A 17,729-nucleotide genomic window follows, 5' to 3' on the forward strand; every position below is an offset into this window, starting at 1 on the left:
CACGAACGGCCGCCGCCCGCCAGGGGGCAACGGCCGATCATGATGTGACCTGCGGTTTCGCGATTACTTCGAGGACTTGCCGACCTTGACCTTGATCGTCTGGCCGTTCCGCGGCTGGTTGACGATGGAGATCTTGGTGTTGGTGTCAGTTACCTTGACGCCGGCCCGCTCGGTCTCCGGGTACCAGTAGACGCCCTTGCGGTCGTCGAAGACCGAGACCCCGGCCTGCGACGGGATCCGCGTCGGGACGTTCGCCTTGTGCAGGGTGAGCGCGTCGGTGCGGTACAGGCTGAAGGGCGAGTCGTAGGCCTGCACCCGGTTGCGCTGGAGGGTGCCGTCCTTCCACTTCAGCGGCTTGGCGTGGGCGTCGATCGGCAGGATCAGGCCCTGGCCCGGGTGGACGGCGGTGTTGTTGTCCTTCTGGGAGGTGTCCCACTGCCAGATCAGCAGACCGGTCTGGTACGGGTAGTGCTCCACCCAGCCGTCCTTCGGCGCGGCGAAGCCGAAGTTGTACGGGCCCGTCTTCAGGGTCTGGTCGTACGAGACGTACTGGCGGTTCTCCGCGATGTAGTACTGCTCGTAGGCGTTGGTGAAGGACTCACCGATGCGCGAGAAGCCCTTGGCGGTCCAGCCGTTGTCGCCGTTCTCGGCGTTGTCGGAGAAGACCGCCGCGCCGTCCGCGGTGAGCACGATGGAGTCGGCGGTGAAGCCCTTGCCGCCCGCGCCGCCGTCGGTCTGGTAGCGGAAGCGGAGGTCGAACTTCTTGCCGGCGTACGCGTCGAGCGGGTACACGAGCTTCTGGTGCGAGCCGGAGACGTCGGTCAGCGCGGGCGCGCCGGAGGCGTCGACCGGGATGGCCTTGCCGCCTGCCGTACCGGCCAGCGCGGTCCAGTTCTTGCCGCCGTCGGTGGACACCTCGGTGTAGAGGTAGTCGTAGTCCTTCTCGATGTCCCACCAGCCGTCGAGGGTCAGCTCGGCCTTGGTCTTGCCGGTGAGGTCCACGGAGCGGGTGAGGGTGTTCTTCAGGTCGTCGCCCATGTCGCTCCACCACTGGGTGGCGCCCTGGGCGGGCTTCACGACCGCGGTGGAGACGTTCTTCTCGGGCAGCTCGACCACGAGGGCCTGGGGCTTCTTGGTGTTGTACTCCGAGACGCCCAGGGTGTGGGTGGAGGCGGTGGCCGCCTTCGCCTTCTCGTAGTTGAGCCAGCCGAGCTGGAGCTTGTCCCACGAGTTCATGTCGCCGGGCAGGTCACCGATCTCGTTCTTGCCGGTGCCCAGCCAGGAGCCGGAGGACATCAGGGACCAGAAGCCGGTGGAGTTCTCCGCGCCGGTCGCGCCCGAGGTGTCGTAGAGGTCCGGCAGACCGAGGTCGTGGCCGTACTCGTGGGCGAAGACACCGAGGCCGCCGTTCTCCGGCTGCATGGTGTAGTCGCCGACCCAGATCCCGGTGTTGCCGATCTGGGTGCCGCCCGCCTTGTTGCTCGCCGGGCCGGTCTTGCCGGCGTCGGTGCCGTAGGCGTACCAGCGGTGGGCCCACAGCGCGTTGGTGCCCTCGGCACCGCCGCCCGCGGACTCGTCCTCGCCGGCGTGGACGATCTGGAAGTGGTCGATGTAGCCGTCGGCCTCGTTGAAGTTGCCGTCGCCGTCGAAGTCGTAGCGGTCCCACTGGTCGTACTGGGCCAGCGCCGCCTTGATCTGGGCGTCCGTCTTACCGGCCGCCTTCTGCTGCGCGGTCCAGGCGGTCACACCGTCGCGGACGGCGTCCCAGACGTTGGAGCAGTTGGTGGAGCCGCACCAGTTCGAGCCGTAACGGGCCTCGTTGTACTCGACCTTGACCCAGTCGGAGACCGCGCCGTCGACCGAGTAGCGGCCGGAGGAGGTCTTCTCGTAGTAGGTCTTCAGGGACTGCTTCTGCTTGCCGGTCTTCTTGTCCTTGCCGGTGCCGAAGTACAGGTCCTGGAAGTGGGCCTGGTTGTAGTCCTTCTTCCAGGCCGTGGAGTTGTCGACCTTGCGGTCGGGCTCCGCGATCTTGTTGTGCAGCGGGCCGGGTGTGCCGCCGTACTTGACGACCGGGGGCTTGGGTCCGGCACCGTCCGGGTCGACGGTGGTGGTGTTGTCCACCTTGTCGCCGAACTCCACCAGGATGGTGAAGATCTTGTCGGTCTTCTCCCGGCCGAGCTCGACGTACTTGCGGTCGTCCAGCTTGACGACGTTGGAGGCACCCCTGCGCTCCACCTTCACGTCGCCGGCCAGGACCTGCTCCAGCGCGGCTTCGCGCTGCTGGGCCTGCTGCTTGCTGAACGGGCCGTCGAGGTCGTGGTCGACCTTGGCGGCGTGGTCGTGGCCCGGGGACCCGTGCGCACCGGGCGCGGGGTCATGGCGCTCCACGGAGCGAACCGGGCGGTTGTCGGCCTGCGCCGTGGTGAAGGCGGAAGCCGTGGCGGCGGTGGCGGCGAGCGCCACGAACACCGCGGACGTTCTGAACGCCCGTCGTCTGCTGGTCACTTGATCTTGTCCTCCCCGCGCGCCGCGAACCGCGGATGGGGGGTCGAAGTGTTATCCGCGTGCGGTGTCGCGTCACAAGTGACGACATTCGACCGGATGATGGCCGGAAAAGACAGACCTTGACTTGTCCGGCCCCTGTGCTCTATGTGGACACGTCAATCCGGATGACGAACAGCCCCGAGCAGCACGAACGCCGGCGGACATCCGCCGACAGCCCTGAACAGCGCCGGGCCCGGCCGCGATCCCGCCGCCCCGGCGCGCCCGGCCGTCCAGAATGCGGGCACCGTGGGGCATATGACTCCGTGCGCCCCCCGTGCACCGGCACCGTGGGTCAACTCACGCTTACCAGCGGTTCCTTCGGGGCATCCACCCTCGTAGAGTCGGACCCGCACCGCCGAGGGGCGTTTCGACCGCACGCCCCTTGCCCGTTCTTCCGCACCCTATGTACGGCCCCCGCACGTCCCTGCCCGGTGTACGCCTGCCACGTCTGCCACGTCACGAGGACGGAAGCCGCCATGCCGCGTCCGATCACCGCCCAGCTCGCGTACGGTTCCGCCACCGTCGTCCTCGCGACCGTCACCCTGCTGCTCGCCTCGGGCACCAGCAGCGGCCCGGGCGTCGCCCTCGTCGCGGTGGTGTCCCTGCTGCTCGGCGTGGTGGTCGCGGTGGGGGTGCGGCTCCCGGCCACCCTCAGGGCCCGCGCCCGGTCCCGTACCGCCGGACGGGACACCGCCACCGTCCCCGGGACACGCAGCCGGGCCGGAGCAGAAGCCCCGGCCCGAGAGCACTCGCTACGCCGCTGACGCGGATCCCGCCGCCCCGCTACGGCGTGGTGACCACCACCACCGTCTTGGCGGCCTTGTCGTGCAGGCCCTGCTTGTAGGGCTTGTCCACCAGGATCAGGACGAGCAGCAGCAGCGGCCACAGGCACGCGCAGCAGATCAGCGCGGGCAGCCAGAGGACCACGGCCCGGATCAGCGAGGCGTTGGTGTCGGGCACCCGGCCGTCGTTGAGCATCGCCACCCGCAGACCCATCAGCCGCTTGCCGAGGGTCTGGCCGTTCCGCCGGGTGAGGACGGTGTCGTAGCCGACGTACGCCACGATGGTGATGAGCTGGAACACCACCTGTCCGGTGCTGCTCGCCGCCCACACATCCGCGACGTCCTCCTCCGACACCCGCCGGTAGATGTCGAACGGGATGCCGATGAGCGCGAGCGGGACGGCGACGATCAGCCAGTCGATCAGCCGCGCCAGGATGCGCCGCCCGACGGGCGCCAGCGGCGGCATCCCGGCGAGCGGGTCGGCCCCGCCGTAGCCGTAGGGACCGCCCCCGTAGGGCGGCGGCCCACCGCTCCAGGGCCCGCCCGGGCCACCGGGCCCACCCGGCCCCTCGGGCCCGCCCGATCCACCGGGACCGTACGGCCCGCCTCCGCCGTAAGGGCCGCCCTGGCCCTCCCCTCCCCCGCCCCCGTAGGGGCTGCCCCCGTACGGACCGCCCCCGCCTGGAGGCGGCGGCGGGGACGCACCGGCGCCCTCCGGCCCCTGCGGCCTCTTCCGGAAGGGGTCGTCCTCGGGCGGCTGCGGACCGGAGGTCGGAGGTTCGTTGCTCATGTGGGCAGTGCATCCCGGCGCACCACCCCCCGCAACGGCTCACCGTCCGTCCGGGCGACCGCCGTACGGGGGACCCGGCGGGGTCAGCGGGTGCGGCCGGCCACGAAGGTGTGGGCCGCCTTGTCGTGCCAGCACTGCCGCCACGGCCGGTCGAAGAGGCACCACAGCACATTGCCCACGCCGACCACCAGCAGCCCCAGCACCCCGTAGACCAGCCAGCGGCGCAGCGCGGCACCGAAGGAGGGCGGCTGGTGCGACTCGATGTCCCGGACCTCGATCCCGCACAGCCGCTTGCCGAGGGTGCGGCCCCAACGGGCGGTCGGCAGCGCCTCGTAGAGCACCCCGAGCACCAGCAGCACGGCCAGCGCGCCGCCGAGGCAGCCGCCCGTGGTGCCGTCCAGCAGCCAGACGGTGACGGTCTCACCGGACTGCTTGGCCTGCTCGATCTTGGCGTCGATGTGGTCGAGCGCCCGGGTGACCAGCGGTACGGCGGCGGCCCCGGCGAGCGCGCCGAGCACCAGGGTGTCCACCAGCCGGGCCGCCAGCCGCCGCCCGAGCCCGGCCGGACGGGCCGCCGCCTGGGCCTGGGCGGCCTGGAGGAACGGGTCCGCGACCGGCGGCTTCCATGGGATCACCGGCTCCTGCACCTGGGGCGCCCGGGGCTGCGCCGGTACGGCGGCCGCCGCCTCGGCCGCGGGCGGCTGGGCCAGCCGGTGCACCTGCTGCGCCCAGGACGCCGAACCGCCGCCGTCCCCCGCGCTCATGGGCGAGGCCGCGGCGGCTGCCGGTGCCCCCGGGGCGGCCGGAGCCGGGTCCGGCACCGGCGCGGGCGGCGCGGTGCGGGCGGGGGCCGCCGGTGCGGTGCGGGCGGGGGCCGCCGGTCCGGGGTGCGCGGGGGCCGGCGCGGGCGGCGCTGTACCGGCGGGGGCCGCCGGGGCGGGGTGCGCCGCGGGCCGTACCGCTGCCGCTCCCTCGGCCCGGGGCGGTACGGCGGGCCCGGCGACGGGCCGCTCGCCCTGCCGCGGCGGTACGGCCCGCAGGGTCACCGTGCCCTCCCGCGCGACCGCCCCCTCCTGCCCCACACTCCGCACCCCGGGCAGGGCGCCGCCGGTCGGATCCCCACCCGCCGCGTCCCCGGAGGCTGCCGAGGACCCGGCCGGGTCGGCGGGAGCCGCGGAGGCCGTACGCGGGTCCTGCCCGGGCTCGGCGCCCCAGGAGACCCGGCGGTCCCGGTCGCCGCCGAACCCGCTCTGGTGCGAGGCGTCCGCCTGCCACACGGCCGCGGGCTGCGGGGCCTCCGCCCGGGGCCCGTCCTCCCCCATCTCGTCGAAGAAGACCGGCCCCGTCTCCTCCACCGCCGCCGGGGCAGGCGCGGGCGCGGGAGCGGCCGGTGCCGCCGCCGCGGGCGCGGGCGCGACGGGCGACGCCTCGCCCTCCTTGGGCGCGGGACGGCTGGTGCCGGGCACCCAGGCGGCGCCGTTCCAGAACCGGATGTAGCCGGGGATGGACGGGTCGGGGTAGTAGCCGGGCGTGGGGCTGCCGTCGCCGGTTGCCGGGGTCGGGGCGCTCATAGCCGTGGTCCCGTATCTCTTCGAGGCCTCAAGTCTGAGCACCACATCTATCAGACCCCCGCCCGCTCCCGGACCGGTCCGGCCACAACGAACACCATCGGTCATCCGGGACGGACATCCTCGGTCATCCCCGATCGCACCCCGCCTCTCTCCGTCCCCCTCCCCGCCCGCAACCAATGTGCCGAAGTCGCGTAATGGCGGAGGCGGAACGCCCTCTCCTTCTCTACGGGCCCCGTCCGGCGGCCCCGGAGACCGAGCGACGACCTCGGCGAGCAGGAAGGACGACCTCCGATGCGGCAGAACACGGTGGAGAGCGAGCTGGAGTTCACGATGGTGCTGACGGCGGAGCGGCGGATCACCGTGCCGACCCGGCTGACCTACCGCGGTGACGACCCGTACGCCGTGCGCATCACCTTCCACACCGGCTCACCGCAACCGGTGTGCTGGACCTTCGCCCGTGAGCTGCTGGTGGAGGGGGTGCACGGCCCGTGCGGCCACGGCGACGTGCGCATCTGGCCCACGGCGGTGGACGGCGCGCCCGTCGTCCTGCTCGCCCTCTCCTCCCCCGAGGGCGAGGCCCTGCTCGAAGCCCCCGCCGGGTCCCTGGCCACCTGGCTGGAGCGGACCCTGGACGCGGTCCCGCCCGGCGCGGAGGACGGGCAGCGCGGCCTGGACGACACCCTCGCCGGGGTGCTGGCCCGCGCCACCGGTGACGGCCCCTGACCCGCCCCCGTCCCCGACCGCCTCACCCACCCACATACGTATGCGTGATGAATTCGATCGAGTGACCGTCCGGGTCGTCCACGTAGACGCCACGCCCCCCGTGCAGGTGATTGATCGTCTGCGGCTCCTGGTGGAAGGGGTCCGCCCAGTAGGCCAGTTCGCGCTGCCGGATCCGCTCGAAGATCGCGTCGAACTCCTCCTCCGAGACCAGGAACGCCAGGTGCTGCCAGGCGACCTCCTCGGCTCCGACCTCCATGTAGTCCAGGGTCACACCCCCGTCCAGCGGCACCGACGCGAACGGCCCGAAGGCCGCGGGCTCCGGCGCGTCGAGCAGCCCGGTGAGGAACCGCGCCCCGGCGAACCGGTCCCGGCTGCGGACGATGGTGTGGTCAAGACGTGCGGGCACGGTTCCTCCTGCGCAGCTCCGACGGAATGCCCCACGGCTGGGCGGGGCGGGGCGGACCCTACCCGCCGGACGGCACCCTCCGCGGTCAGGCGAACCGGGGCAGCACCCGCCCGGGCTCCCCGAACCACGGCCGCGCGCCCCCGTCCGCCGCGACCGTCAACCCGAACCGCTCCACACCGGGCCCACCCAGCCCCTTCCACCACCCCAAGGCCCGCTCCACCTCGTCCCAGAGCCTCCGTGGCCCGTACTGGTACACCGTGGCGTCCGCCTCGTCCCGCCGGAAGTCGACCGCCGCCCACGACCGGCTCCCCAGGTCGAAGAACCAGGCCGTGCCGCTCCCGTCCACCCCCACCCCGTCCTCTCTCCTGTTGACGACATGCGCGCAGTCCGGCACACACAGCCCCATGACAAACCGCACCGCGTCATAACGCCCGCCCAACTCCCCCATCCCGACCTCCGTAGTGCGTGCCGAACGGGGCGAGGACGAGCCCGCCGGGCCGGGTCTGCGCCAGCCAGTGCGGTGAGACCTCCCGTACGCCCGCCGTGACGATCACCCGGTCGTACGGCGCCCCCGCCGCCCACCCGTCCTGCCCGTCCCCGTGCACCAACTCGCCCGCCAGCCCCGCCCTTGTCAGCGCGGCCCGAGCCCGTACGGCCACCGCGCCGTCGATCTCCACGCTGACGACCTGGCCGGGACCCAGCCGATGGGCGAGCAGCCCGGCGTTCCACCCGGTGCCGGTGCCGATCTCCAGCACCCTCATGTCCTCGCGCACGTCCAGCTCACCGAGCATGGCGGTCACCACCGAGGGCATGCTCGCGGAACTCGTCGGAACCGTCCCCGGTGCGGTGCCGGTGTGCCGCCCGTCGTCCCACTGGGTGACCAGCGGAACGTCCGCGAAGGCAGCCCCTCGCCACGCGTCGGCGTCCGCCCGGTGGACCGGCTCGCTCCTCCCCGTCCCCATGTCGTACGCCCACACCAGTTCCGGCAGGAACAGGGAGCGCGGTACGGCCCTGAACGTCCCGACCCAGTCGGCCGCCAGGGCCCCAGTGTCCAGCAGGTACCGCGCCAGCTCCTCACCGGCGCGGTCGTCCCGCTCATCCGCGAGCGTCACTTGCGGTGCTTCCCGTCCCCCGGCGGCGTGGACCCGTCCGGCGGTGGCGGTGGGGGCGGCGTCCAGGGCCGGCCGGGCACCTTGTCCCCGCCTCCTCCATCACCGCTGGCTCGTGTGATCGGTTGTGTCATGGTTCCGTGCCTTCCTCTTGTGGTGCGTGGGACCCGCCCCCATCGGGACGGGCGGCTCAACGGGGTTCAGCCTCGGCGGTCTCGTAACGGACCTCGCCCCAGCTGTCCGCCGGGTGCTGGTCCAGCGGGAGCAGCCGGTGGCGCCGCCGGCAGTCGGGGCAGGCGTACACGACCCGTCCCGGGCCGCTGGCCACGTGCTCGACCGCGACGGAGACCGGCTCGTCGGTGGGCTCGGCGCACCAGGTGCATACCTGCGTCACGGTCGTCCCCTCTCGCCGGGTGCCGCCAACTCGGCCCAGACGGTGGTGTGCTCGGGCACCCGCTCGTGCCCGTATCGGGAGCACTCGGCGAGGGCGAGCAGTACGGCCGTCCGTGCGGCAGGACCGAGGTCGTCGGGCAGGACGGTCTCGATACGGATGCCTTCCGCCGCGTGCGTGACGGTGGGCTGTCCGCCGGTCGCGGCGGTGAGCATGCCGACGAGGGCGGCGGCGCGGGTGCGGGGGTCGAGCACGGCAAGCTCTTTCGGCGCGGCCTCACCCTCGGCATCGTTGTCCAGGGCACGGAGGAGGGTGCGCGGTTCACTGATGTCCACGACTCGACTCTGCCCATATCCGCAGCACCAGCGAATACGACACCCTGTGACACGGAGTTGATCATGCGCGTCGTTGCCATCACCGGTACACGCTCAACCGGGCACCGGCTGTCCGGCGACTACAACCGCTTGTTCAGTGGCTACCTGGCACCCTTCGCATCGGATGCGCGATTCCTCGTCGGCGGCGCTGTTGGCATCGACACCCTTGCTCTGGAATGGCTCGCAGGGCATACGGAGGCCGCACTTACCGTCGTCACCCCCGGCACTGTCCGGCAACAGCCGAAGCGGGCCCACGACGCCGTCAAGCGGCTTGGTGAACGGGTCGAACTGGTTGAGCTCGGAGCTACCGAGTTGTGCACGGCCACCTACCATGCGCGCAATCGCTATATGGTCGACCGTGCGGACATGACGATCGGGTTTCCCAGCGGCGAGCCGGATGCAGCTTCCGGCACCTGGTACACCCTCGGCTATGCAGCACGTAAGGGGCAACCTCGCCTGATCGTGCCCGTCTGAGGTGGAACGTCCGTCAGCATGGAGCCATGTCCGACAGAGCAGCCGGAGCGGCCCGCCTGAAAGCGCTGCGGAAGTCGCGGGGTTTGTCGCTCGCGGAGACAGCCAGGGCCCTCATCGCGATCGCCGAAAACCTGGGTCAGCCCCGCAGCAGCCTGCCATCCGTCGCGGGACTCCAACGGTCTGTCGCTCGCTGGGAGTCCGCGCGCCCTTCGCGACCGGACGAGCGCCATCAATTGCTTCTGGCCCACCTCTACGCCCGGAGAGCCAGTGGTGGTGTGTGCCTCGGTTCCGGCTCCGACTTCGCCGAGTTGTCGGAGGCCCTCGCGTACCTGGGAGAGGGAGAGCACCGTCTCGCCAGTCTGCGGCTCACATTGCTGCGGACGGCGACCGAAAGGGGCGACGGCATCCTCGCGCTACTGCCGTCGAACGCGCAGTCTGACATCGCCAAGGCACTTGTTGATCCGACCCGGCTCGATACCGCCATCGCTCGGTCGCTCATGGAGGTCGTCACCGAAGTCAACTCCGCTGTCGGCTCATTACCATTCGTCAGGCTTCAGCTCGTTCTCACCCCGGTTCTGGGGACCTGTCGCCAGTTGCTCGCCGCCTCGCTTCCGGCATCGCTGCGAACCGCGCTTCTCGATACGGCCGTGACTGCGGCGACGCTGGCCGGTCGGCTGGCTTTCGAGACTCGCGACGATGTGGCCTCACGTGCCCTGTACGCCGAGGCGTCACGTCAGGCCGATCACCTTGCCCCGTGGCGGCGCGCCAACGTAGGTCTGTCCCATGCCCTGGTCACTCTCTACTCCGCTCCGGGCACGGAAGGTGCGCGACTCCTGGTGAGTTCGGCCGTACAGGACGCCACGACCGGCGGTAGCCGCGTAGTACGGGCACGTGCCCACGCTCTGCAGGCCGAGATCGCTGCCCGTGCCCGTCAGGGGCGGCAGGCGCAAGACGCCCTTCGACTGGCCTGGTACGACCTCGACCGCGCAGGAGATGAGGGTCATCCGGCTCCGATCAGCTTCTCACCTGCCCATTTGCATGGTTTCGAGGGGTTGTGCGAGCTGTATACAGGAAGCCCTGTCATCGCCCATGACCGGTTCGAGACGGCTGCGGCGGCGCTCGGTGCGCCTCGCGAGCGGGTTCAGCGGGCGATCGTGCGGACGGACCAGGCACTTGCCCTCGTACGCATGGGTGAGCCGGAGGCAGCCGCGTCGCTCCTGCACGAGTGCGTGTCAGCGGCTGCGGAGACCGGCGGGCGGGTCTGCACCATGCGACTGGCCCGGGCTCGTCGGGAGCTGCGTCCATGGCGGCTGGAGAACTGGGTGGTCGAGTTGGACGACCGTCTCTTGGACCTGTTGGAATCCTGATGGGCGCCATCTGTGAGAGGGGCAGAGGCCGGGTCCGCTCACCCCCCATCGGTCCCGATGGTCCGCACCGCCGCCCGGCGTTCGCGGAGGTGGCGGTGGAGTATCCAGGCCGTGACGAGGAAGGCGCCGGTCCAGACGAGGGCGGTTGCCAGGGTTTCGGAGCGGGTGGTGGTGAGGCTCGAGCCGTAGGGCAGCAGGACCATCTGGGCGGCGGCGCCGAGGGGGACGGTCAGGGCGGCGAGGACGCCGGGCAGACCGGGGCGCCGGGTTCCGGGGTCGCCGAGGTCGGGTACTGGACGGCGGCGCGGGGGCGGGGAGTTGCGGGGGCCCTGGGGGTGCTGACCTAGTGGGCGTTCGGCCGGTTCGGCTCCGGGGAGGGAGAGGGCGCGCTGGGGAGGATCGAGTTGCTGCATCAGGTGGACAACGTCGCCTCGTGCCGGGTCGCCGAGAAGGGCGGGTACGCGCTGGAGCGGATCATGCCGGGCGTGACACCGTGGCGGAGGGGGATCAGGGCCGGAGGCCGGTGTCCTCGCTCCAGGCCTGGACGGCCACCGCGTCGCCGACGGAGAGCTTGCCGGGGCGGAGGACGGAGAACTTGGTGCCGAAGATGACGCCGCCGGTGGCCGCGCGGCGGTAGGTGGCGAGGGTGCGCAGGGGTTCGGGGCCCTGGCGGGTGCCGGCGTCCTGGTCGACCAGGGTGACGGCGCAGCGCACCGCGAGTTTGGCGAAGCCGAGGTCGGTCTCGCCGATGGTGAGGCGGCGGGCGTGGTCCTCGGCGTGGGGGGTGGCGGCCCAGTCGGCGGGGTCGCGGGAGTCGAGGACGATGTTGGGGCGGAAGCGGTCCATGGGCAGGGGTGGGGCGCCGCGTTCGGCCATGCGGTGGTTGAGCTCGGTGAGGGAGGCGCGGGAGATGAGGTGGACGGCGCTGCTGTCGGCGTAGCCGGAGGGGCCGGGGGTGACGCCGTCGGCGATCCGGTCGTGCTCGGGCGGGACGCGGACCAGGCGGCTGGGGGCGGAGAGGAGGTCCGAGAACCAGGCGGCCGCCTCCTCGCCCTGGTCGATGCCCTGGAAGGGCTCGCCGAAGAGGTCGACGGGGCGGCGGGGCGCGGTGGTGGTGATGTCGAGGGTCAGGGGCCCGTGCCCGTCGGCCGGGTCGGTGGGGGCGAGGGTGAGGCGGCTGCCGTCGGGGGTGACGGCGGGGCGGACCAGGGCGAGGCGGGGGTGGCGGCGCTGGGTGCGGAAGACGCCGTCCTCGTCGGTGACCATGAAGGCCCGGTCGTGGGCCAGGCCGGCCGGGGTGAGCAGGGCGTCCGGCAGCGAGGTACCGGCGCAGCCCTTGATCGGGTAGCAGATCAGGTCGATCACGTCGGCCATGTCGGCGCCCTCCTTCGGCCGCCGGCCAGCCTAGATCATGTGGATGAACGGCTGGGGGTCAGAAGAGCTTGCCGGGGTTGAGGATGCCGAGGGGGTCGAAGGCGGTACGGATGGAGCGCTGCAACTCCACGCCGACCGGGCCCAGTTCACGGGCCAGCCACTCCTTCTTCAGCACGCCGACGCCGTGTTCGCCGGTGATGGTGCCGCCCAGTTCCAGGCCGAGGGCCATGATCGCGTCGAAGGACTCGCGGGCGCGGCGGGACTCGTCGGGGTCCTGCTGGTCGAAGCAGACCACGGGGTGGGTGTTGCCGTCCCCGGCGTGGACGCAGACGCCGATGGTCAGTTCGTACTTGGTGGCGATGGCGGCGGTGCCGTCGAGCATGGCGGCGAGCCGGGAGCGGGGTACGCAGACGTCGTCGATCATCGTGGCGGACTTGACCGCCTCCAGCGCGGTAAGGGACATCCGGCGGGCCTGGAGGAGGAGTTCGGACTCGGCGGCGTCCTCGGCGGGGACGACCTGGGTGGCCCCGGAGGCGGTGCAGAGGTCGCCGACGGTGGCGAGGTCGGCGGCCGGGTCGGGGGTGTCGAAGGCGGCGAGGAGGAGCGCTTCGGTGGACTCGGGCAGGCCCATGTTGCCGAGGCGGTTGACCGCGTGGAGGGTGGTGCGGTCCATGAGTTCGAGGAGGGAGGGGGTGTGGCCGCGCTCCATGATGGCGCAGACGGCGTCGCAGGCGGCGGTGGCGGAGGGGAACTCGGCGGCCAGGACGAGCTGCTGGGGTGGCTTGGGGCGCAGGGCGAGGGTGGCGCGGACGACGATGCCGAGGGTGCCCTCGGAGCCGACGAAGAGGCGGGTGAGGTCGTAGCCGGCGACCCCCTTGGCGGTGCGGCGGCCGGTGGTGAGGAGGCGGCCGTCGGCGAGGACGACGTCCAGGCCGAGCACGTACTCCGCGGTGACCCCGTACTTCACGCAGCACAGCCCGCCGGACGCGGTGCCGATGTTGCCGCCGATGGTGCACATCTCCCAGCTGGAGGGGTCCGGCGGGTAGTAGAGGCCCTGCTCGGCGACGGCCCGGGAGAGGACCGCGTTGATCACGCCCGGTTCGACCACGGCGACCCGGTCCACCGGGTTGATCTCCAGGATGCGGTCCATGCGGATGAGGGAGAGCACCACACAGCCCTCGGAGGCGTTGGCGCCGCCGGACAGGCCGGTGCGGGCGCCCTGGGGGACGACCGGGACGCGCAGGGCGGTCGCGGTCCGCATGATGTGCTGCACCTCCTCCACCGTGCGCGGCAGGGCGACCACGGCCGGGGCGCCCGCCTCGCAGAAGCTCGCCGCGTCGTGGGCGTAGGAGACGGTGACGTCCGGGTCGGTGATCAGGGCATCGGCCGGGAGACCGGCGCGCAGCCGGTTCAGGAGCTCGTCCACGGCTCCAGCCTGGCACTCCGGGGCCATCGGTGTGAACCCGTGGGCGGGGCCGGTCGGGCGGCCCGGAGCACATGGAGGGCGGCCCGCACAGTGGCGGGATGAAGCCGGAACGGGTGTGTCGGGTCGTGCTGGGCGCCGGGGCGGGCGCGGTGGCGCTGGTCGCCGCGCTGATCTTCGTACCGTGGCCGGGGCCGGGAGGCCTCCTGGAGGGGGTGGGGCGGCCGCCGGCGGCGGGGGCCGGTGGTGCGACGGCGGTGGTACGGGCGGAGACGGCGCTACGGGCCGGGGCGCGGGTGCCGGAGGCGCGACTGGCCGCGCTGGTCGCCGACCGGGAGCGCTGGCTGCGGGCCCATCCGAAGGACGAGGCGGTGTGGGCGGAGCTGGGCACGGCGTATCTGGAGGCCGGGGACCCGGCCGCGTACGGGAAGGCGGAGGGAGCGCTACGGCGTTCGCTGGCGCTGCGGCCGGCGGCGCGGGGGAACGCGGCCGGGCAGACGGGGATGGGCGCGCTGGCGGCGGCGCGCGGGGACTGGGCGGCGGCCCGGAGGTGGGGTGAGGCGGCGGCGAAGGCGGCGCCGGAGGGGTGGCGGGCGCAGGCGGTGCTGGCGGACGCCTACACCGGGCTGGGCGACAGCGCCTCGGCCGCCAAGGCGGTGGAGCGGCTGCGGGAGCTGGCCCCGCACGCGGCGGCCGGGATGGGGCGGGCCGCCGAGGCGTACTGGCAGCGTGCCTGGCGGGAGGACGCCTCGGCGGCGGCGTTCGACGCGGTGGCGCTGACCGCCTCCCCGCTGGAGCGGTCGGCCGCGCTGACCCGGGTGGGTGAGCTGGCCTTCGAGCGCGGCGAACCGGCGGACGCGCTGGGCGCGTACGACGAGGCACTGCGGGCCGCCCCGAAGGCGGAGGCCACCGGGCGGGCCGCCGCACTGGCGGGGCGGGCCCGGGCGCTGGCCGCGCTCGGCCGGGGCGAGGAGGCGCTGCGCGGGTACGCGGCGGCGCTTCAGGCCCGTCCGCTGCCCGGGTACGCCCTGGCGGCGGCCGAGGCGGCGGAGGCCCTGGGTGATCAGGAGGCGGCCCGGGAGTACGGGGAGCTGCTGCGGGCGAAGGTGGCGGAACGGGCCGCCCACGGGGTGGACGGGGCACTGGTCCTGGCCCGCTGGCAGGCCGACCACGGAGGTGCGGAGGAGGCGGTGGAGGCGCTGATGGAACGCTGGTGGGTGCGGCGGCACCGTTCACCGCAGGTCGCCGACGCGCTGGGCTGGGCGCTGCTGCGGGCGGACCGGGCGCGGGACGCCCTGCCGTACGCCCGGCGGGCGCATGAGCAGGGCCCGCGCAACGCGCTGCCGGTGTACCACCGGGGCATGATCGAGCAGGCGCTGGGCCTCGCGGGCCCGGCCCGCCGCCATCTGACCGAGGCGCTGCGGATCAACCCGTCCTTCTCGCCTCTGGGCGCCCCGGCGGCCCGGCAGGCCCTGGAGGAGCTGGGCGAACCGGCCGAGGGCGGCCCGAAGGACGTGTACGGATCAGAGGTGCCGCAGAGCCCCGGCGTCCCGAAGGCCAAGCCGAAAGGCCCCCGGCCCGCGAAGAAGGCCAGGGAGTAGCAGGGGGCGGGCGTCCCGGCACGGCGGAGGGGTGGCCGCGCCCCCCGTGCGGCCGCGGCCACCCCGTCGGTTCCCCGCCTCGTACACGCGTCCGGCGGGTGCGCACGTCATTGGGCGCACCCGCCGGACGGTGGATCCCCTGGGGGGGAGATCAGAGGTTGCCGCGCTTCTCCTGCTCGCGCTCGATGGCCTCGAACAGGGCCTTGAAGTTGCCCTTGCCGAAGCCCATGGAGCCGTGGCGCTCGATCATCTCGAAGAAGACGGTCGGACGGTCCTGGACCGGCTTGGTGAAGATCTGCAGCAGATAGCCGTCCTCGTCGCGGTCGACCAGGATCTTCAGCTCGCGCAGGATCTCCACCGGGACGCGGGTCTCGCCGGCCCACTCGCCGAGGGTGTCGTAGTACGAGTCGGGGGTGTCCAGGAACTGCACACCCGCCGCCCGCATGCTGCGCACCGTGGCGACGATGTCGTTGGTGGCCAGCGCGATGTGCTGGACGCCGGCCTCGCCGTAGAACTCCAGGTACTCGTCGATCTGCGACTTCTTCTTCGCGATCGCCGGCTCGTTGATCGGGAACTTCACCTTGAGGGTGCCGTCCGCGACGACCTTGGACATGAGCGCGGAGTACTCGGTGGCGATGTCGTCGCCCACGAACTCCTTCATGTTGGTGAAGCCCATGACCTTGTTGTAGAAGCCGACCCACTCGTTCATCCGGCCGAGCTCGACATTGCCCACGCAGTGGTCGATGGCCTGGAAGGTGCGCTTGGCCGGCGGCTCCACGATCGGGTCGGCCGCGACGAAGCCGGGCAGGTACGGGCCGTCGTAGCCGGAGCGCTCGACCAGGGTGTGCCGGGTCTTGCCGTAGGTGGCGATGGCGGCGAGGACGACGGTGCCGTGCTCGTCCTTGACCTCGTGCGGCTCGGTGATCCCGGTGGCGCCCTGCTCGACGGCGTAGGCGTACGCCTTGCGGGCGTCGGGGACCTCGATGGCGAGGTCCACCACACCGTCGCCGTGCGCGGCGACGTGCTCGGCGAGGAAGCGGCCCCGGTCGGTGGAGGCCTTGATGACGGAGGTGAAGACGAACCGGGCCGCGCCGTTGGTCAGGACGTAGCTGGCGGTCTCGCGGCTGCCGTTCTCCGGACCGGAGTAGGCGACGAGCTTCATGCCGAAGGCCGTGGAGTAGTAGTGGGCGGCCTGCTTGGCGTTGCCGACGGCGAAGACGACCGCGTCCATCCCCTTCACCGGGAACGGGTCGGCCTGCCGTGCGGTGGAGGGCGTGGAGGAAAGGGTCTCTGTCATGTCGGCAGGTTCTCGCCGTTCCACAAGGTGCGCAATAGTTCGCGCATTCACTGGTCAATGTGCACAGTCGGGAGGCACCATGGGCGCACTTTCCGTACACGATGACCACCGGGAGACGGACATGGCGATCGATCATCTGGACGGCCGGCTCATCGTGCTGCTGGCCCGTGAACCGCGTATCGGCGTCCTGGAAGCCTCCCGGCGGCTGGGCGTGGCGCGCGGCACGGTGCAGGCGCGGCTGGACCGGCTCCAGTCGCAGGGCGTGATCCGCGGATTCGGCCCGGACGTGGACCCGGCGGCGCTCGGCTATCCGGTGACCGCCTTCGCCACGCTGGAGATCAAGCAGGGCCAGGGCGCGGACATCCGCGAGCACCTGGCCGGCGTCCCGGAGGTGCTGGAGCTGCACACCACGACCGGCACCGGGGACATGCTCTGCCGGCTGGTCGCCCGCTCCAACGCGGATCTCCAGCGGGTGATCGACAAGGTGGTGGGCTTCGCCGGGATCGTGCGGGCGTCCACCGCGATCGTGATGGAGAACGCGGTGCCGCTGCGGATCATCCCGCTGGTCGAGCAGGCTTCGGGCGAGTAGGCCGCGGGTGGGTGGCGGCCGGGGGCGCCACCGTGCCGGGTACGGCCCCCTCCGCCCCGTCAGCAGCTCGGGACCGCCTTGCCGTGGGCCAGGTCCGTCAGGGAGTTCACCGCGTGGGCGACCGAGTCGACCGGGATGAGGCGCATCCCGGCGGGCAGTTCGGCCTCGGCCTCGCCGCACTCGGCCTGGGGGACGAGGAAGACCGTGGCGCCGTCGCGGTGGGCGGCCTGGGTCTTGAGCGAGACCCCGCCGACCGGGCCGACCTCGCCGTTCTCGTCGACCGTCCCGGTGCCGGCGATGGTGCGGCCACCGGTGAGGTCGCCGCCCGAGCCATCGCCGCGGATCTTGTCCACGATGCCGAGGGCGAAAAACAGCCCGGCGCTCGGGCCGCCGACGTCGGCGAGCCGGAGGTCGACCTTGATCCGGTCCGGGTCCTCGGGCGGCTGCTCGGAGTCCTTCAGATAGCCGAGGGCGGCGCTGACGGCACTGTTCTGGGACTGGGCCATCTGACCGAGGTTGCGCTTCTCGATCTCCTTGACCGTCTGCCCGGGCGGGTAGACCGAGGCCTTGGGCAGGACGGCCCGGTCGGTGCGGAACCAGCCGTCCACCACGTCCCCGAGGTCCACGTCCGCGTCGGGCCCGGTGGCCAGGATGGTGGTCATCAGCAGCTTGCCGCCGGTGCGGCGCACCGGGGTGCCGGAGACGGTGATCACCGGCTCCCCCTGGTGCTCCCCGAGCACATCGCTGGTCGAACCGGGCTGCGCCACCGTGTAGGGCAGCGGTGCCGTCCCGGCGACGGCGAGCAGCGCCGCGACGGGCAGGGCGCACAGGGCGAGCGCGCGGGAGCGGGGCAGGCGGGAGAACCAGGAGGACACGGGGTCAATCTACCGACCGCGGGGGCGGGGCGGGGACGG

At 72.6% G+C, this 17,729-nt stretch carries 17 protein-coding genes and 1 pseudogene; 6 read left to right on the forward strand and 12 right to left on the reverse strand.

The genetic code is table 11. The features are described from left to right. Positions 1-63: 63 nt before the first annotated feature. Positions 64-2,505: an immune inhibitor A domain-containing protein gene (locus tag M1O15_RS04430; RefSeq protein ID WP_248631840.1), complete on the reverse strand. Its 2,442-nt coding sequence runs from the start codon at positions 2,503-2,505 to the stop codon at positions 64-66. 515 nt (positions 2,506-3,020) lie between these two features. Here M1O15_RS04430 and M1O15_RS04435 point away from each other — a divergent pair. Then, positions 3,021-3,308 (forward strand): hypothetical protein, encoded by a 288-nt coding sequence (locus M1O15_RS04435; protein ID WP_248631841.1) that lies wholly within the window; start codon positions 3,021-3,023, stop codon positions 3,306-3,308. A gap of 19 nt (positions 3,309-3,327) precedes the next feature. On the opposite strand, the gene M1O15_RS04440 is transcribed toward M1O15_RS04435, so the two are convergent. Beyond that, positions 3,328-4,116 carry an RDD family protein gene (locus tag M1O15_RS04440; protein ID WP_248631842.1) on the reverse strand — a complete coding sequence of 263 codons (789 nt, stop codon included), beginning with the start codon at positions 4,114-4,116 and terminating at the stop codon, positions 3,328-3,330. Positions 4,117-4,199: 83 nt separating this feature from the next. Then, positions 4,200-5,687: an RDD family protein gene (locus M1O15_RS04445; RefSeq protein ID WP_248631843.1), complete on the reverse strand. Its 1,488-nt coding sequence runs from the start codon at positions 5,685-5,687 to the stop codon at positions 4,200-4,202. 291 nt (positions 5,688-5,978) lie between these two features. On the opposite strand from M1O15_RS04445, the gene M1O15_RS04450 reads away from it, so the two are divergent. Further along, positions 5,979-6,410, forward strand: a complete 432-nt coding sequence (locus M1O15_RS04450; protein WP_248631844.1) for an SsgA family sporulation/cell division regulator — start codon at positions 5,979-5,981, stop codon at positions 6,408-6,410. 22 nt (positions 6,411-6,432) lie between these two features. Here M1O15_RS04450 and M1O15_RS04455 read toward each other — a convergent pair whose 3' ends face one another. From M1O15_RS04455 to M1O15_RS04470, 4 genes and pseudogenes are all read right to left on the reverse strand, one after another. Continuing rightward, entirely contained in the window at positions 6,433-6,816 is a 384-nt protein-coding gene (locus M1O15_RS04455; protein ID WP_248631845.1) for a VOC family protein, read from the reverse strand. Positions 6,817-6,901: 85 nt separating this feature from the next. Beyond that, a pseudogene (locus M1O15_RS31595) lies at positions 6,902-7,928 on the reverse strand (methyltransferase domain-containing protein). Between the two features lie 187 nt (positions 7,929-8,115). After that, the gene (locus M1O15_RS04465) at positions 8,116-8,319 is read right to left on the reverse strand and encodes a hypothetical protein (RefSeq protein ID WP_248631846.1); all 204 of its coding nucleotides are present in this window, start codon (positions 8,317-8,319) and stop codon (positions 8,116-8,118) included. Next, positions 8,316-8,651, reverse strand: coding sequence for a hypothetical protein (locus M1O15_RS04470; RefSeq protein ID WP_248631847.1), 336 nt, complete (start codon positions 8,649-8,651; stop codon positions 8,316-8,318). Before M1O15_RS04470 ends, M1O15_RS04465 begins: the two co-directional genes overlap by 4 nt. Positions 8,652-8,714: 63 nt before the next feature. Here M1O15_RS04470 and M1O15_RS04475 point away from each other — a divergent pair, with 63 nt between their 5' ends. Continuing rightward, a complete protein-coding gene (locus M1O15_RS04475; RefSeq protein WP_248631848.1) occupies positions 8,715-9,164 on the forward strand; it encodes a DNA-processing protein DprA in 450 nt (149 codons plus the stop codon). Between the two features lie 26 nt (positions 9,165-9,190). Then, positions 9,191-10,531, forward strand: coding sequence for an NsdA family TPR-like regulatory protein (locus tag M1O15_RS04480; RefSeq protein ID WP_248631849.1), 1,341 nt, complete (start codon positions 9,191-9,193; stop codon positions 10,529-10,531). A gap of 38 nt (positions 10,532-10,569) precedes the next feature. On the opposite strand, the gene M1O15_RS31790 is transcribed toward M1O15_RS04480, so the two are convergent. From M1O15_RS31790 to M1O15_RS04495, 3 genes are all read right to left on the reverse strand, one after another. Further along, positions 10,570-10,944 (reverse strand): hypothetical protein, encoded by a 375-nt coding sequence (locus M1O15_RS31790; protein WP_372499343.1) that lies wholly within the window; start codon positions 10,942-10,944, stop codon positions 10,570-10,572. Between the two features lie 94 nt (positions 10,945-11,038). Beyond that, a complete protein-coding gene (locus M1O15_RS04490) occupies positions 11,039-11,905 on the reverse strand; it encodes an MOSC domain-containing protein (protein ID WP_248631850.1) in 867 nt (288 codons plus the stop codon). 58 nt (positions 11,906-11,963) lie between these two features. Beyond that, on the reverse strand, positions 11,964-13,331 hold the full coding sequence (locus M1O15_RS04495; RefSeq protein ID WP_248631996.1) for an FAD-binding oxidoreductase: 1,368 nt from the start codon (positions 13,329-13,331) through the stop codon (positions 11,964-11,966). A gap of 98 nt (positions 13,332-13,429) precedes the next feature. On the opposite strand from M1O15_RS04495, the gene M1O15_RS04500 reads away from it, so the two are divergent. Then, positions 13,430-14,929: a tetratricopeptide repeat protein gene (locus M1O15_RS04500; RefSeq protein WP_248631851.1), complete on the forward strand. Its 1,500-nt coding sequence runs from the start codon at positions 13,430-13,432 to the stop codon at positions 14,927-14,929. A 151-nt stretch (positions 14,930-15,080) separates the two neighbouring features. Here M1O15_RS04500 and hppD read toward each other — a convergent pair whose 3' ends face one another. After that, positions 15,081-16,226 carry a 4-hydroxyphenylpyruvate dioxygenase gene (hppD, locus tag M1O15_RS04505; protein ID WP_248631852.1) on the reverse strand — a complete coding sequence of 382 codons (1,146 nt, stop codon included), beginning with the start codon at positions 16,224-16,226 and terminating at the stop codon, positions 15,081-15,083. Positions 16,227-16,347: 121 nt separating this feature from the next. Here hppD and M1O15_RS04510 point away from each other — a divergent pair, with 121 nt between their 5' ends. Further along, entirely contained in the window at positions 16,348-16,815 is a 468-nt protein-coding gene (locus M1O15_RS04510; RefSeq protein ID WP_248631853.1) for an Lrp/AsnC family transcriptional regulator, read from the forward strand. Positions 16,816-16,874: 59 nt separating this feature from the next. On the opposite strand, the gene M1O15_RS04515 is transcribed toward M1O15_RS04510, so the two are convergent. Further along, positions 16,875-17,690 (reverse strand): S16 family serine protease, encoded by an 816-nt coding sequence (locus M1O15_RS04515; protein WP_248631854.1) that lies wholly within the window; start codon positions 17,688-17,690, stop codon positions 16,875-16,877. Positions 17,691-17,729: the final 39 nt, after the last annotated feature.

Origin of the sequence: Streptomyces lichenis, assembly GCF_023218175.1 — a bacterium.
Lineage (GTDB): Bacteria > Actinomycetota > Actinomycetes > Streptomycetales > Streptomycetaceae > Streptomyces > Streptomyces lichenis.